Consider the following 15,733-nt stretch of genomic DNA (forward strand, 5'->3'; position numbering starts at 1 on the left):
AATATCCTCTATAAACTGCGGCTTTTAAACATCATCAGGTTGAATCGTCAAATCCTCACCACCGCTATGAGGCTTGTCTTCACTGAGACGGATTTTTAAACCCACATTGTTTTTTGAATCTGCATATTTAATGGCATTTTCTTTGGATATTTTTCCCTGTTTATACAAGTCAAACAAAGCTTGATCAAATGTCTGCATGCCTTGTTCCCGTCCTCTTTCCATTGCTTCTTTGATCTCATCAATTTTGCCCTTTTCAATTAAATCGGAAATATAGGGACTGTTAATGAGGATTTCCACTGCTGGCACCCTGACACTGTTAATTCCCGGGATCAAACGAAGCGAAATAATGGCCCGCAGATTTAACGCCAAATCCTGCAGAATTTGCAGTTTGGCATCTTCAGGAAAAAAATTAATGATTCTGTCCATGGTTTGGTTAGCATTATTTGCATGCAGGGTGGACAAACAAAGATGCCCTGTTTCTGCATAGGCGATGGCGTGTTTCATCGTATTACGATCGCGAATTTCACCGATAAGAATTACATCCGGAGCTTCCCTCATGGCATTTTTCAAGGCATTATCGAAATTCAAGGTGTCAATGCCGACCTCACGTTGATCAACAATGGATTTTTTATGCTCATAAATGAACTCGATAGGATCTTCAATGGTTAAAATATGGCCACGATAATGTTCGTTTCGATAATCAATCATCGATGCCAAGGTGGTTGATTTACCTGAGCCCGTGGAACCTACGACAAGAATCAGTCCCCGCAGCTCCATAATGAGGGTTTGTAAAATCAATGGAAGATGAAGTTCCTCAATGGAAGGAATAACGCCTTTTAAATAACGCACGACGATGGCAATATGGCCCCTCTGTCTGAACATATTCACCCTGAAACGCCCTGTACCTTCCACTGAAAGCGCCATATTAAGCTCCATGGTGGCTTCAAATTCCTTACGCTGCTGGTCATTCATCAAGGAAGCCGCTATCTCGGATAATTGCTCAGGTTTTAATGAAGTTTGACCAACGGCGGCAAGTTTACCTTCGATTTTAATACAAGGTGGCGCTCCAACACTAAAAAACAAATCGGAAGCACCTTTATCAACCATCAATTTAAGAAAGGGTGTAATATCCATATGTTACCTTTTTTATTGTAATTGTAGTCAAAAATAAAGGAAAGATCTCGCTTCTGCCTTACTAGTTTCATTGATTCTGTCCTGTAGATCGTCCAAATTGTGCTTGGATTGGAATTTTCTGATTGAGAAAAATCGCAGGTGTACTTGATTGTCCATCGAGATTTTTCGATTGAAGAAAATTTCAAGACGAGCATAATATGGGATGAGCTATGGGACAGAATCAGTGAAACGTTGTACTAGGTTACAGCTTTTCCAAAACATCCTGCAAATGCTTCACAGGTTCAATGAGCATATCCATTTTTTGCTGCTTAGGCGCATTGGCATATGGAACAATGGCCCGTTTAAATCCATGTTTTACAGCTTCTTTCAAACGTTCCTGCCCACTTTGCACCGGCCTTATTTCTCCTGCCAAGCCCACCTCACCAAAAATAACCGTTTCTCTATCCAGGATGCGATTGCGTAAACTGGAGACCACGGCTGCCAGAAGTGCCAAATCAATAGCTGTTTCTGTAACCTTCACTCCGCCCACGACATTGATAAAAACATCCTGATCAAAAGTGGCTACACCGCCATGCCGATGTAAGACTGCCAGTAAAATAGCCAATCGGTTATTCTGCTCAAGTCCGACAGTTACACGTCGGGATTGCTGACCGTGCGCTTCGTCCACCAAAGCCTGAATTTCAACCAATAGTGGCCTGGAGCCTTCCCAGGTAACCATCACTGCACTTCCAGGAGCAGGTTCAGGTTGTCGGGATAAAAAAATGGCTGAAGGATTGGCCACTTCTTTTAATCCTTTATCAGTCATTGCAAATACACCTAATTCATTGACTGCACCAAAACGATTTTTTATAGCGCGAATGATCCGGAAGCGGCTGTCATTTTGTCCCTCAAAATAAAGGACACTATCCACCATATGCTCCAAAACACGAGGTCCTGCCAATGCACCTTCCTTGGTCACATGCCCTACCAGAAAGACAGCCGTTTGAGTCATTTTGGCAAAACGCACCAGCTGAGAAGCTGATTCGCGAACCTGGCCAACCCCACCCGGAGCTGAGCTTAAACTCTCTGTAAAAATGGTTTGTACAGAGTCAACAACAATGACTCCCGGCTTTTCCTTTTTGGCCTGTTCGAGAATGCTCTCCACCTGAGTTTCTGCCAATAATCTGAGTCCTGAAGCAGGGAGCTGCAAACGTTTAGCACGTAAGGCAACCTGCTGCAAAGACTCTTCGCCTGTCACATACAATACTTTATGCTTTGAGGATAGATTAGCGAGTGTTTGCAGAAGCAGGGTTGATTTTCCAATCCCAGGATCGCCACCGATTAACACCACGGAACCGTCCACCAAACCACCTCCCAACACCCGATTGAGTTCGGATAAACCACAGTCCATCCGCACCTCAGCATCCAGCACCACATCTTCTATAGACGTCACAGCGGAATGCTCATTTGCCCAGTGGTTTGAGCGAGCATGGCTTTTTACAGAAGATACTGCCTCTTCCGATAAAGAATTCCAAGCACCACATTGTGTACATTGCCCAGCCCATTGTGAATAAACAGCAGCACAATCGACGCAGATAAAGCGAATTTTTGTTTTCATTAGAGCCTGTTTTATGTCAACTAAATCTTGATTTTACATAAATGACTCATGTTATGCAGCACCGTATTTTTTAGAAAGTCCTAACTTGCTTCACCGATTTTAATTGGGAAGATGATGCCGTATCTTGATAAATCAATAAAACCGTTTGTAACAATGAATTTGCATGACGATTCGCAGGATAATTCGAGTGAAAGTCGGCTGAATTATTCCTTAACAAACGAAGACAAGCCGCATGTTCCTCATCATCAGGAACAATAGCATCAAACGTGTTTTGTCGTGGATCACCAGGAGGGTCTACCTCAGGTAAGGAAGCAAGGTATTCAAGAGTTTCCTTCAGTTGTTCAGCATCCTCCAATATTTTGAAAAAGCTCAACCCTCTGATATGAAGCAGACAGTCATCGCCATTAAGGGTATTCCTGATAAAAATGATCAGCTTATGAATATCTGATGATGATTCAACCTCATTTATCGTACCTAATGCCTTAATGTAAGCCTCCTGGCGATTTATTATTTCCTCTTGCCAATCATCCAGTTTCAGGAAGAATTCATTCTTTCCGAACAGTGTCATCGGAAAAGAAGGGCGAGGAATGCCAGAAAGCGTTGCTTCAAGATCAGCTATTACATGGATTTCTTTTAAATCATTGATAAGCTTTTTCGCCAATTTTGAATAATATCCCCCTCGGGATTTATATTCTCTCAGCCAGCCTATATATTCATTAATAATGGAGCTCATGCGATCACCCCCTTGACCATCTATTCAATGCAATCCGCTTTCCAGAGTGTGTCCTCATTTCATTCATTGAAGCGAAAAAGCAGACAATTGAAGGCTAAAAATGGTTTTGAATGAGGTGAATAGGAGCCCTGTTCAATGAGTCAAAGCCATTTTGGCGCCAATTAGCCGCATTTGTAGCCAAAGAATAAAATGAGAACACATTCTATGTTATACTGTTTTTGCATAAATAAATCAAACTGCTTTTATTTTTTCTTTATGTTTAAAAATCAGGAAGGCCATGTAAGGATACAGAAAACCAAAATGTAGTAAATTTGAGGTGTATTTTACTTGAATTTATGACTTAAATATGTTTTTCTCTCTCGTTTTAGTAGTTCATGGCTTAGTAATCAAATGAATGTACGCAAGCATAATCCCTTTATTCCAAACATCAAGGATTAAGTTTAATGTCCAAAAAAATCAATTTTGAAAAATCCATCAACGAACTTGAATCCATTGTCAATCAATTGGAAAAAGGTGAACTTTCTCTCGATGAGTCTCTTAAACAATTTGAAAAAGGCATCCGTCTTGCCCGTGAGTGTCAAGATGTATTAAATAAAGCCGAGCAAAAGATTGAAATATTAACTCAGAAAGAGAGCCAATGCGTTGATGATATCAATGAATATATCCATGATTAACACTTACCTGGAAAAACATGAGTCTTTCCTTGAACAGATCATTGAGGAAAGCATTATTCCTGCTCCACGCATACGGGAAGCCATTCATTACGCACTTTTTCCTGGCGGAAAACGTATCCGCCCGACTCTCGTCTATCTCTGCGGAGAATTGCTTAAAGTCAATGTAGAGTGCCTTCATATTATTGCTGCCGCCGTTGAATTGACTCATTGTTATTCTTTAATTCATGATGACCTACCCTCCATGGATAATGATGATCTGCGGCGGGGCAAGCCAAGCTGCCATCGCGCTTTCGATGAAGCAACCGCCATTCTTGCAGGAGACGGCATGCAGGCCCTGGCAGTTGAGTTATTACTTACTCGCTTGCCCGAACATTTGTCATCAAATACGGTCATCGCCATTACTCGCGAACTGGTTAGCTCAAGCGGCGTCTCCGGTATGGTAAGTGGCCAATCCCTTGATTTAACCGAACTGATGCACTCTGATGTTTCTGAAAAGCAATTATGTCAGATTCATACCCTTAAAACAGGTTATCTCATTGCATCCTGCATTAATATGGTTCTTTTGACGCAAAACAAACTTATAAAAGAAAAAAGCGATGGCCTTAAACATTTTGCCCGTTTGCTGGGTCTGGTTTTCCAAATGCAGGATGACTATCTGGATCAATTTGCTGCTCGTGACGCATTAGGAAAAGGACGTGCTTCGGACATGGCTAACCGCAAAATCACTTTTGCCAGCCTGTACTCACAGGCTCAACTGTTCAGTCAGATTAATGAATATTACCGACAAGCTCAAGAAGCGCTATCACCTTTTGCAGAGGAGGCGAGCGCTTTACATATGCTTCTTGAACAGCTAAAAAAACGTACAGAACCTGATACTCAGCCCCATCATTCAACGCTCTGAAAAGTACGTCTTTTGATAGCCGAAACCGGGATCAGAGTCTCACCGTTGTGTTGAGTTCTTCGCGACTCTCCTTTCCAGGCATGGCCATAGACCACTTCATATGACAAAGGATATTTGCCTTCGGATGTGGTTTGCTCAGCATAATTTTTCACAAACTGTTGCCAAAGCTTTTTGCCGGTTAAACCCTGTTTTCTCTTTTGGTTTATGTTTCGAACGCCCTGCATTTTCAAGGCTTGCAACAACTTCGCTAAACTATCATATTGAACCTTCAATAACTCCATATCAATCACCGGTTCTAAGAAATGTTCATTGAGCAACCAGTCCCCAATATCATGCATGTCTGCAAATTCATTAGCATGAGCATGATGGTCCATAGACCAAGCCTGCCTTAATTCTTTAAAGGTATCAGGTCCTAAGGTCGTAAACATCAAGCATCCATTAACTTTCATGACACGATTTAACTCACGAAAAACATCTTTTACTGAATTTGACCAATGAATAACCTGATTGGAAAAAACCAAGTCGAAAACGCCTGAAGCAAAAGGCATATAAGTCATATCACCATTAATTAGCGGCCATTTTCGGCGCCAGCCTTGCTTTTCCCTGGCTTGTAACAACATATGATAGGCAATATCAAAACCGACAATTTCGGCTTTGGGATAACGACGTTTCAACTGACTGGTGAATTGCCCAGTCCCACAACCCAGATCCAATATACGTGCCGGATTGATTTTCAAATAGTCTAAACGCTCAAACATTCGCCTGCCGATTTCATGTTGTACCTTGGCAACTTGCTCATATTCATGAGCGTGTTGGTTAAAGGACTTGCAAATTTCAATCTTGGCATTCATGATATGACTTGAGGAAAAATTAAAAGGGACATCCAACGCTCGTGCTTCAGATTTTCGCCAGTATAACACAGAGACTGCGTTTTCCTACAGTCTGTCTATTATGCAAACAATATCAACGTGATGCCCAATTCATCTGCAAAGAGTGTCTCTGTCTTTTTAAATCGATAAAATATGGCTGTAAATACTGCGCCTGCCCCCTTCCAGATGCCCATTTTCCAGTGTGCGGAGCCTGCAGCACAAAGCAACCTGATTTTGACCGTGCCATTATCGCTTATCCTTATGAAGAACCTTTACGAACCCTTATTCATCAATTCAAATATCAGGAAAAACTCTATCTGGTCTCTTTTCTAAGCCAGTTAATGCTTCCTTTTCTAAAAGAATGCGATGAAATCCCTCAATGCCTTATACCGGTCCCTATGCACCCTCAGCGGCTGAAACAAAGAGGTTTTAATCAGGCTGCCGTACTTACCAAAGCCTTGGCGAAAAAAATGCACATCCCCTATCAACTGCAAGGATGTCAAAAAATCATCAATACTAAACCCCAGGCCAGTCTTGATAAAAAGCAGCGGGCAAAAAATCTCAGGCAGGCATTTACAGTCAATACCTTGCCTTATCAACACATCGCGCTTGTCGATGATCTTTTAACCACAGGAAATACGGCTAATGAATTAGCACGAGCTTTCAAGAAAAAAGGCGTTCTGCGGGTGGACGTCTGGTGCTGTGCTCGAGCCGTATTGGCTTAGGTTCGGATTATTCTGAAATGACCGGGAACAGCCTGAGAGTATAGTTCCCCGCTTCAATGGATCCCACGGGAATTCAATGTAAGATGCCATGCATTGGGATGATTTTCTCCGCTATAGCACAAAAAGATTTAAATTTTTATCGAATACCCGCGGCATTTGACCGTGGTTCCACTCATGCAATAGAGGACTCAAATTCTATGAATAAAAAATCATCCTTGTGCATACCGGTGCAAATCATTGGCCAAAAGATTAAGCAGAATCACAAAAAACACGATCATCGCCAAACGGAACAGCAAGATTTCCAGGGCAACAGACATGGGCTTGCCACGAATTTTCTCAATTATCGTATAAAGTATAGAGCCCCCATCAAGACCTGGAATGGGGAATATATTGGCCAAAGCCACTGCCAGACTGAAAGTGGCTATAAAAGACATAAATACAGCTACTCCTTCCATAAAAGACGAGATACTGACAGAAAACATACCAATGGGACCTAACAGGCTTGTAAAAGGGATTTTTCCAGTAAAAAGTAATTTAAACATAATGATAAAAAAGTATAATGTCTCCGTCATCTGGGCTGTAGCTCTTGAAACTGCGTCCAGGAAGGAATCTGCCGCTAATCGCCGTTTTTTTACGGATACATCCGGTTGAAACCCGAGGCTGTCAAACAGCGAGTTATCTCTTGGTTTAAGAAACCAGTGACTGAGATCAAAATGCAGTAAGCGGGTATCCCCCGCTTCATTCTGAACCTTAACCGCCACTTTTTTTTCACCCATGGCAATCATCAAGCGCATGCCTACCTGACGCCAGGAAGGCGTTTCCTGCCCTTCAATCACCAGGATTTTATCTCCTTTCTGCAATCCTGATTCAGCCGCAAGGCTCTCGGCCTGTACAGATTTTACCTGCGGTGGATAATGAAAAACGCCAATAGAAAACACTAGCAGCAAGGCTATCCACGCCGTTAACAGATTAACAATGACCCCTGCCAGTAAAATGATGATGCGAACATAGGCTGGCTGTTTATCAAAGCAATGGATATAATCTTTTTTTTCTACAGGCTCAATACGTGAATTCAGCAGTTGGACATAACCCCCAAGCGGTAAAAGAGCCCATATCCACTCAATACCGCTCTTGCTTTGCCAACGAATAAGAGGTTTACCAAAGCCAATGGAGATCCGCTTGATTTTTACGTTAAAAAAGCGGGCTGCTATGGCATGCCCCGCTTCATGAAGACCCACCACTAAAAGCAAAGTCAGTATAATGGCCAAAAACCCTTCGATCATCGACTATTCCTTCATCTTAACGGCTTTTTTTCGTATTATCGACCACAAGCTTCAATAAGGAGTGCCCTTGACGGACAGAGAGTTGATGTTCATTTCTGTACACTTCAAATGTACGGTAAGCCTGATCCGTTTCGCTGTCCACCAACTCGACATCATCGCCATGTTCATCCACCAAAGTAATGCTCAAATGCATCTCACGGAATTGTTCGATATGGTAACGTTCTTTAAACAGGCGCAAAACACTGGCCAAGCTTTCAACCGCTTCTTCCCCATTATGCTTACCCTGAAAAATAATGTCCATCTGCAGCTCCTTATCAGATTAACATTTGCTGTAATGATTTGTCTTTATTAGCGGCTGTGATTTGTGGGACTTGAGGTTCTTGGAAGTTTTAAAAAATTTAAGTGAGAAAGAATCAGAAGCCCTTATTAATTGGTTGTTCGGAGGGCTCGGATGTATGTTCACTAGATTTATCGTGTGATGATTCTTTTTCGTAAAACAATTCAGCAGATTCTTTTCGCTTTTTCGCGCTTGTCAATTCTGCAGCAACGTGACGTTTCTCTCTATTATTTTCCATTAAAAGGGTTTCAGTGTTTGATACTTGGCCTGTCTTCATATTTAACGCTAATTGTGTCTTCCTCAATTCATCAAATCGCTTTGGTGCTTTCTCTCCTAAATTAGAAAACTTATTTACCGCCCATACAATAAATCTTTGAAAAAGATTAGCTTGATCATATTTTACTTTAACAGCCCATTGCTCAAGCATTGATAAAGGAACTTGTTTCTCTTGCTCGTCTTTCAGTTTACTTTTTTCACCCTTTAGCGTCTCTAAACTCGTTTGAAGAGCCTCAGATTTTTTACTTAGTTCCTCATGTTTACTGCTAAAGTATGAAACGGCAACATCAGCTTCATTTTTTGCAACGGTATTATGTTCCTTTCTAACAAAAACCATCATCTTTAAAAAATCCTCGTTAGCCGATGAGTTTTCTCTAATGTGTTGATCCGCAAAATTTATTTCTTCTTTGATTTTATCTGATTTTTCCTCAGCAGATAAATTTTTAAAATCTTGCATTCTAGCTTGTATAAGCATGTGTTCTAATTTTTTATAGCTATCCTCTAGTTTTAGCCAAGCCCGCACGGTACCTTCTTCGTTTTTTTTCTCTATTTGCCGACAATATAATTCTTGTAGTATAAGATAGTTAATTTGCTTTTCTATTAATACCGACTCATGGTAGAGGTGCTCACTGGCCTCTTGTTTAAAATCGTCTAATGCATTAAAAATTGCTTGTTTTAATCCATTTTCTGATTTTGCCTCAACCATTTTTGCCAATTCTGTTCTTTGAGTCAGAAAATAATCATATAATTCATTAAACATAATATTAATACCAATTAACAATGAAAAATTGCTTAATTAATTAGCATTTTAGCTCTTTTTTATTAAAATAGTATTAACAAAAAATTTAAACAGAGTACTTCCTTATCCTACACACTACACATTCCGCCCCCTTTCGTTTACAATTGAGCAAAATCTCTTTTGTAAAATTTCTATGGTGTTTGTTGCCTGCGGACTTAATCATAAGACGGCCCCTCTGCCTATGCGGGAAAAATTCGCACGTCCTTTAGAAGCTCAGGAAAATTTACTCAATCATCTGCTCATTACCTCTGCTGCGAATGAAGCTGCCATGTTGTCCACATGCAACCGTACGGAATTTTATTGTGAGACGGATACGCCGAATCAGCTGATTCCCTGGCTTGCCGATAAATATCAAATCTGCTCAGATGAGCTTAAGCCTTTTTTATACCTTCATCCCGAGCATCATGGTATTCGCCATACACTTCGCGTCGCTAGCGGGCTGGATTCGATGATGCTGGGCGAGCCACAGATCCTTGGCCAAATGAAACAGGCATATCAGCATGCCTGCCAACTGGGTACGATAAAAAATAATTTACGCACCACTTTTGAATATATTTTTCGTGCCAGCAAACGGATTCGCAATCGTAGCGGCATCAGCAATAACCCAGTATCTGTTGCCTATGCAGCGGTTCAGCTGGTCGGACAAATGTTTGCGGATTTTTATAGCCTGCGCGTTTTTCTTATCGGTTCAGGTGAAACCTCCTCTCTCGTCGCTAAATATTTGAAAAAGCAAGGTGTTCATCAATTTTTTATCGCCAGCCGCAGTCTGGAAAACGCAGAGAAACTGGCTGCATCGTTTGAAGGTCATGCCTTAAATATCGGTGATATTCCTCAGTATTTATCCGAAGCCGACATCATTATCTCAGCCACAGCTTGTCCCTTACCCTTTATAAACCAAGGTCTGGTTCGCCATGCTTTGGAAAAACGTCAATATAAACCGATGTTTTTTCTCGACTTAGCCGTTCCTCGAGACATTGAAGATGATGTGAGAGAATTGGAGCAGATTCAACTCTACAATATCGATGATTTACAAACCCTCATCAAAAAAGGCATGAATGAACGGCAAGCCGCTGCAGTGGAAGCAGAACAACTCATTAGCGTTGAACTGGATAACTATATTCGCTGGCATCGCTCGCTTAAGGCCAAATCCATGATCTGTCATTATCGAGCGCAAATGGAGGATTTAGCTCAGCAGGAATTGCAGCGTGCTTTACAAAAGTTATCCCATGGGCATGACCAGCAGTCTGTGCTGAATGAGTTTGGCGAACGTCTCCTGAACAAATTAACCCATAGTCCAACAGTGGGTTTACGGAAAGCAGCCCGTGACGGACGAGAAGAGCTTCTTACTCTGGCTGATTATCTTTTTAATCCTTCAACCCTTCGCACCTCTTATGAAGACATCTCTTAAGTTAAAACTGGAACATATGCTGGAACGATATCAGGAGGTGGGACGGTTGTTATCGGAAGCTGAGATCATTGCTGATCAGCCAAAATACACTACCTTATCTAAAGAATATGCTCAGCTGGAACCCATTGCCCATAGTTATGAGAGTTATCTCAAAGCCATGGAAAATCTACAATCTCTGGAAGAGTTATTGGCAGGAGAGGATAAAGAGCTTGCAGAGATGGCGGCAGAAGAAATCGAAACCGTTAAAGCGCAGGTGGAAGAATTAAACGAACGTCTGCAATGGCATCTCATTCCCAAGGATCCTGACGACGAAAGGAATGTTTACCTGGAAATACGAGCCGGTACAGGAGGTGATGAAGCGGCTATTTTTGCCGGTGATTTGTTTCGCATGTACAGTCGTTACGCAGAAACACAAGGCTGGCAGGTTGAGGTCGTCTCTGCCAGTCATGGGGAGCATGGCGGATTTAAGGAAATCATTGCTCGGGTGAGCGGTCATAATGTGTATTCCCAATTAAAATTTGAATCGGGAGCCCATCGAGTACAACGCATTCCGGAAACTGAATCTCAAGGGCGGGTGCACACTTCTGCCTGTACTGTAGCCATCATGCCCGAAGTCGAAGAAATCGATGAGATTCAAGTCAACCCCGATGATTTACGCATCGATACCTACCGTTCATCAGGAGCTGGCGGACAGCATGTCAATAAAACCGATTCCGCTATACGCATTACTCATTTACCTACCGGCGTGGTGGTTGAGTGTCAGGATGAGCGTTCACAACATAAAAACCGGGCAAAAGCCATGGCCTTGCTGAAAACCAAGTTGCTGGACGCCGAGCAAAGCAAACAAAGACAACAACAAGCGCAAACGCGAAAGTCCTTGGTCGGAAGCGGCGATCGCTCAGAGCGGATTCGTACTTACAATTTCCCACAAGGTCGCCTGACGGACCATCGCATAAACCTCACCCTTTATCAACTCAATGACATCATTGCCGGAGATCTTTCTCCCGTGATTCAAGCATTGCAAAGTGAACATCATACTGAACTACTTGCTGAATTAGGTCGTAATGATTGATATCAACACCATACTTCTTAAGGCCACCGAAAAACTGCAAGCTAAAAGCTCAAGCCCAAGACTGGATGCCGAAGTTTTGCTTGCCCATCTATTAAAAGCCTCTCGCAGCTATTTATACGCTCATAAAGAACAGATTTTAACTGAGAGGCAACTTGAGCAATACCAAGCCCTGATTGACAAACGTTTTGAGGGAATTCCTGTGGCTTATCTCACAGGAAACCGAGAATTCTGGTCATTTACCTTAAAAGTAAATCGATATACTCTGATTCCCCGCCCTTCAACCGAAAAACTGGTGGAAATCACTCTTCAACTTCTGCAACATCAGCCTCAGGCCAAAATCCTGGATCTTGGTACCGGCAGTGGAGCCATTGCCATTGCACTGGCCAAAGAAAGGCCCGACTGGCAGATCACAGCCTGCGATAAAAGTGAACAAGCCCTGGAGGTAGCCCAGGAAAATGCTCAATCACTTGCCGCAAACCACATTCGTTTTTATCTGTCCAACTGGTTTACTCATCTGCCTCCGGATCACTATCATGCTATTGTTTCCAATCCGCCCTATATTGCTGAGAATGATCCGCATCTTAAACAGGGAGACGTCCAATTTGAACCTGCTGAAGCTTTAGTTAGTGGCAAAGACGGATTGAATGCCCTAAAAACCATCAGCCAACAAGCCTATCCCTTTCTATTGCCCAAAGGATTTCTTCTTCTGGAACACGGATATGATCAAAAATCAGCTATAACGTCTATACTAAAACAATCAGGTTATAAGAAGATTCAATGTTGGCAAGATGATGAAGGAAATGATCGGATTTGTGGAGGGCAGCGAGAAAATTAACAAACTTTTTTGTTGCTGTTACCGTCTTTTTTTGGTATACCTTGCCATCTTCCGCAAGGATCGCGTTAAATGAATAAAGGAGGTTTAAATGGCAGAACAAATAACCGATTCAAAAAAAGAGAGATTAGCCAACGTGAAAAATGATACTGTAACCAATATGGGCATCACCCCTTATCAGGAAACTGAGGGTGAAGAGTACATGAATGAACGACAACTTGCTCATATCGAAAAAATCTTACTTGCATGGCGCCAATCCTTGATGGAAGAAGTCGATAGAACCATGAGTCATATGAAAGATGAAGCTGCTAATTTTCCCGATCCATCGGACCGAGCCAGTCAGGAGGAGGAATTCAGTATCGAGTTAAGAACAAGGGATCGAGAAAGGAAACTGATTAAAAAAATTGAAGACGCTCTGGAAAGGCTGCATGAAGAGGATTTTGGCTATTGTGAAGCCTGCGGTATTGAAATTGGTCTTCGTCGCTTGGAAGCCCGCCCAACTGCGACGTTGTGTATTGATTGCAAGACACTTTCAGAAATTAAGGAGCGTCAAAATCAGGGGGCTTAGCGGCTATTATTCTCGCTGTTCATTCAACATATCTTGCTTTTTATACTGGACATTTTTCCATGGTAGCTCAATCCACAGTATTGACAATAACATACACGGACAGAATTTAGTTCAGATTACGAGAAACTCTACTAAAAAGCATAGCATGGTGTTTTCTTAGGTAAAGAAAAAGCAAAAGTTAAGGACCTTGAAATACAGTTATATTAATCAGAATCCTGTAAAAATTGGTGAGTTGGAAAAATTAACACCACGAATCCCCACGGCATCGACCGCGGTATCTATACGAAGTTCTGTTTAGACCCCGCTATCAAGTAGCGGGGATTCGATGGAAAAAATGGCTTTGGAAAATACAACCCCACGAATTACCGCGGCATCGACCACGGTATCTATACGAAGTTCTGTTTAGACCCCGCTATCAAGTAGCGGGGATTCGATGGAAAAAATGGCTTTGGAAAATACAACCCCACGAATTATTGCGGCATCGACCACGGTATCTATACGAAGCTCTGTTTAGACCCCGCTATCAAGTAGCGGCGATTCGATGGAAAAATGGCTTTGGAAAATACAACCCCACGAATTACCGCGGCATCGACCACGGTATCTATACGAAGCTCTGTTTAGACCCCGCTATCAAGTAGCGGGGATTCGATGGAAAAATGGCTTTGGAAAATACAACCCCACGAATTACCGCGGCATCGACCGCGGTATCTATACGAAGCCTTGTATAGACCCCTTTATCAAGTAGTGGGGATTCCAATATGGCCATTCCTGAACAAGGCTGAGCACTTCCTCTATAAGTGAAATAAAATGCTTCGCCACTCGACTATCTAGATAATACCTGCTCTATTCGCGCCAAATAACGTTCGATCGAGCCTTTGTTTTTTTCCAGAAAATGATTGGCATTTCTTATCTGGCGGATTCTGATTACTTCATTCTCATGCAAGTAGATGATTTGATTTACCAAAGCTTCAGGATGATCAATCATGATCATCGCTTCTGCCTGCATTAGATCCTTGCAGATGGTCTTAAAATTATGAACATGCGGACCAGTGAAAACGGGAACATTTACAGCTATAGGTTCCAATACGTTATGCCCGCCAACCTCAACAAAACTTCCTCCGACAAAAGCATAATGACTCAGTTGATACCAAACCATCAATTCGCCGAGACAATCAAGAATGATCACCTCATTCTGAGGAGAAAGACTATTGGACTCACTGCGCAAGCCGGTATTAAATCCTTGTTGCACACTGTATTGATAGACCGGCCGGAAGCGTTCCGGATGACGAGGCGCTATCAATAAAAGGACATTTTCAATGGATTGCTGCAAAACCGGAAGCTGCTCAAGCAATAAAGCCTCTTCATTATCATGAGTACTTGCTGCGATAACTACGGTTCGTTCACTTCCCCAACGGTGTTGCAAGGCTTTGTATTTATCAGCAATAATGGCAGAAAGTTGTAAATCAAACTTCATATTACCAACAGCATGAACGATATTTTTTCTCGCTCCCAAATGAATGAAGCGCAGAGCATCGTCTTCACTCTGCGTCAAGATGGCGGTAAACCGATTAAGCACTTTTTTAAAAAAGAAAGCCGCTTTTTGATAGTTTTGCATGGAACGCCTGGATAATCTGGCATTCATTAACATTAAAGGTATCTTCATTTTGTGTGCCTCGTAAATCATGTTAGGCCACAACTCTGTTTCCATAATGATACCCAGCCGAGGTTTATACCGTTTAAAAAAATGCCGCTGTATTGCAGGTAAATCATAGGGCAGGTACTGATGATACACTTTTTTTTCAAACTGGTTCAGCACTCTTTGTGAGCCAGTTGGTGTCATTGTAGTCAATAAAACCTTCCATCTTTTTCTTAACATGGCGTCCACCAATGGAGTCACGGCAATCACCTCACCTAAGGAAACCGCATGCACCCATACGTCCACCTCACCAGTGGAGGGTGTTGACCACATGAATCGTTCACCAATGCGCTTTCTGTAAGCTGGCAATTGCCTGCTTTTCCACAGCAAACGAACGAAGAGAAAAGGGGTCAACAGATACAAAAGATAAGAATAGATAAAACGCATGAATATTATTTAACTAAAAGTACTCATTATATACTGAAGTTGCGTCCTCTATCCATTCTTATCCAATAAAACGGCATTTTAGCCATTCTTTAAATAAAGAAAAGCAAAAATTAAAAGAACTTGGAAATAGATAGGTATACTATCAGAATCCACTGCAAATCAGTGAGTTAACAGTAAACTACAAATTATCACATTATCTACCAAGTATCTACACGAAACTATGTTTAGACCCCGCTATCAAGTAGCACTGATTTAATTTTAAATCTCTGAAGCCGACTATAAAACTCATATTATAAGAATCTTTACTCTATACTTATTGAGAGCACACTGAAAATTGAATAAAAAATGTTAAAATATAATAACTATTCAGCACAATTCACCGAAAAGTCATGCTGGTGCATTTTGAACGAAAATCATGCTGAAAAATGCTTACATACGCTGG

Annotated in this window: 15 protein-coding genes; 7 read left to right on the forward strand and 8 right to left on the reverse strand. The window is 41.8% G+C overall.

Translation table 11 applies throughout. The features are described from left to right. Positions 1-24: 24 nt before the first annotated feature. The 3 genes from E4T55_RS03050 to E4T55_RS03060 form a co-directional block, all read right to left on the reverse strand. The gene (locus E4T55_RS03050) at positions 25-1,134 is read right to left on the reverse strand and encodes a PilT/PilU family type 4a pilus ATPase (RefSeq protein WP_058500666.1); all 1,110 of its coding nucleotides are present in this window, start codon (positions 1,132-1,134) and stop codon (positions 25-27) included. Between the two features lie 241 nt (positions 1,135-1,375). Beyond that, positions 1,376-2,731, reverse strand: coding sequence for a DNA repair protein RadA (gene radA, locus E4T55_RS03055; protein WP_058500665.1), 1,356 nt, complete (start codon positions 2,729-2,731; stop codon positions 1,376-1,378). Between the two features lie 70 nt (positions 2,732-2,801). Continuing rightward, positions 2,802-3,464, reverse strand: coding sequence for a hypothetical protein (locus E4T55_RS03060; RefSeq protein WP_058500664.1), 663 nt, complete (start codon positions 3,462-3,464; stop codon positions 2,802-2,804). A 443-nt stretch (positions 3,465-3,907) separates the two neighbouring features. Between E4T55_RS03060 and E4T55_RS03065 the strand changes: the two genes are divergently transcribed. Both E4T55_RS03065 and E4T55_RS03070 read left to right on the forward strand, forming a co-directional pair. Next, a complete protein-coding gene (locus tag E4T55_RS03065; protein WP_058500663.1) occupies positions 3,908-4,138 on the forward strand; it encodes an exodeoxyribonuclease VII small subunit in 231 nt (76 codons plus the stop codon). Continuing rightward, positions 4,131-5,039, forward strand: coding sequence for a polyprenyl synthetase family protein (locus E4T55_RS03070; protein WP_058500662.1), 909 nt, complete (start codon positions 4,131-4,133; stop codon positions 5,037-5,039). The genes E4T55_RS03065 and E4T55_RS03070 overlap by 8 nt, the downstream gene beginning before the upstream one ends. On the opposite strand, the gene bioC is transcribed toward E4T55_RS03070, so the two are convergent. Then, positions 5,024-5,890 (reverse strand): malonyl-ACP O-methyltransferase BioC, encoded by an 867-nt coding sequence (gene bioC / locus E4T55_RS03075; protein WP_058500685.1) that lies wholly within the window; start codon positions 5,888-5,890, stop codon positions 5,024-5,026. The genes E4T55_RS03070 and bioC overlap by 16 nt on opposite strands. A gap of 41 nt (positions 5,891-5,931) precedes the next feature. Here bioC and E4T55_RS03080 point away from each other — a divergent pair, with 41 nt between their 5' ends. Further along, a complete protein-coding gene (locus E4T55_RS03080) occupies positions 5,932-6,633 on the forward strand; it encodes a ComF family protein (RefSeq protein WP_223168246.1) in 702 nt (233 codons plus the stop codon). 209 nt (positions 6,634-6,842) lie between these two features. On the opposite strand, the gene E4T55_RS03085 is transcribed toward E4T55_RS03080, so the two are convergent. From E4T55_RS03085 to E4T55_RS03095, 3 genes are all read right to left on the reverse strand, one after another. Continuing rightward, positions 6,843-7,916, reverse strand: a complete 1,074-nt coding sequence (locus E4T55_RS03085) for a M50 family metallopeptidase (RefSeq protein WP_058500661.1) — start codon at positions 7,914-7,916, stop codon at positions 6,843-6,845. Between the two features lie 16 nt (positions 7,917-7,932). Continuing rightward, on the reverse strand, positions 7,933-8,217 hold the full coding sequence (locus E4T55_RS03090) for a hypothetical protein (protein ID WP_058500660.1): 285 nt from the start codon (positions 8,215-8,217) through the stop codon (positions 7,933-7,935). 112 nt (positions 8,218-8,329) lie between these two features. Then, positions 8,330-9,310 carry a hypothetical protein gene (locus E4T55_RS03095; RefSeq protein ID WP_058500659.1) on the reverse strand — a complete coding sequence of 327 codons (981 nt, stop codon included), beginning with the start codon at positions 9,308-9,310 and terminating at the stop codon, positions 8,330-8,332. Positions 9,311-9,461: 151 nt separating this feature from the next. Between E4T55_RS03095 and hemA the strand changes: the two genes are divergently transcribed. From hemA to dksA, 4 genes are all read left to right on the forward strand, one after another. After that, complete coding sequence (hemA, locus tag E4T55_RS03100) at positions 9,462-10,736, forward strand: glutamyl-tRNA reductase (protein WP_058500658.1); 1,275 nt, start codon at positions 9,462-9,464, stop codon at positions 10,734-10,736. Beyond that, positions 10,720-11,808, forward strand: coding sequence for a peptide chain release factor 1 (gene prfA / locus E4T55_RS03105; RefSeq protein WP_058500657.1), 1,089 nt, complete (start codon positions 10,720-10,722; stop codon positions 11,806-11,808). Before hemA ends, prfA begins: the two co-directional genes overlap by 17 nt. Further along, positions 11,801-12,643 carry a peptide chain release factor N(5)-glutamine methyltransferase gene (prmC, locus tag E4T55_RS03110; RefSeq protein ID WP_058500656.1) on the forward strand — a complete coding sequence of 281 codons (843 nt, stop codon included), beginning with the start codon at positions 11,801-11,803 and terminating at the stop codon, positions 12,641-12,643. The genes prfA and prmC overlap by 8 nt, the downstream gene beginning before the upstream one ends. 88 nt (positions 12,644-12,731) lie before the next feature. Then, complete coding sequence (dksA, locus tag E4T55_RS03115) at positions 12,732-13,208, forward strand: RNA polymerase-binding protein DksA (RefSeq protein ID WP_058500655.1); 477 nt, start codon at positions 12,732-12,734, stop codon at positions 13,206-13,208. Positions 13,209-14,031: 823 nt separating this feature from the next. On the opposite strand, the gene waaA is transcribed toward dksA, so the two are convergent. Further along, positions 14,032-15,291: a lipid IV(A) 3-deoxy-D-manno-octulosonic acid transferase gene (gene waaA / locus E4T55_RS03120; RefSeq protein WP_058500654.1), complete on the reverse strand. Its 1,260-nt coding sequence runs from the start codon at positions 15,289-15,291 to the stop codon at positions 14,032-14,034. Positions 15,292-15,733 lie beyond the last annotated feature (442 nt).

This window comes from Legionella israelensis, from assembly GCF_004571175.1.
Lineage (GTDB): Bacteria > Pseudomonadota > Gammaproteobacteria > Legionellales > Legionellaceae > Legionella_D > Legionella_D israelensis.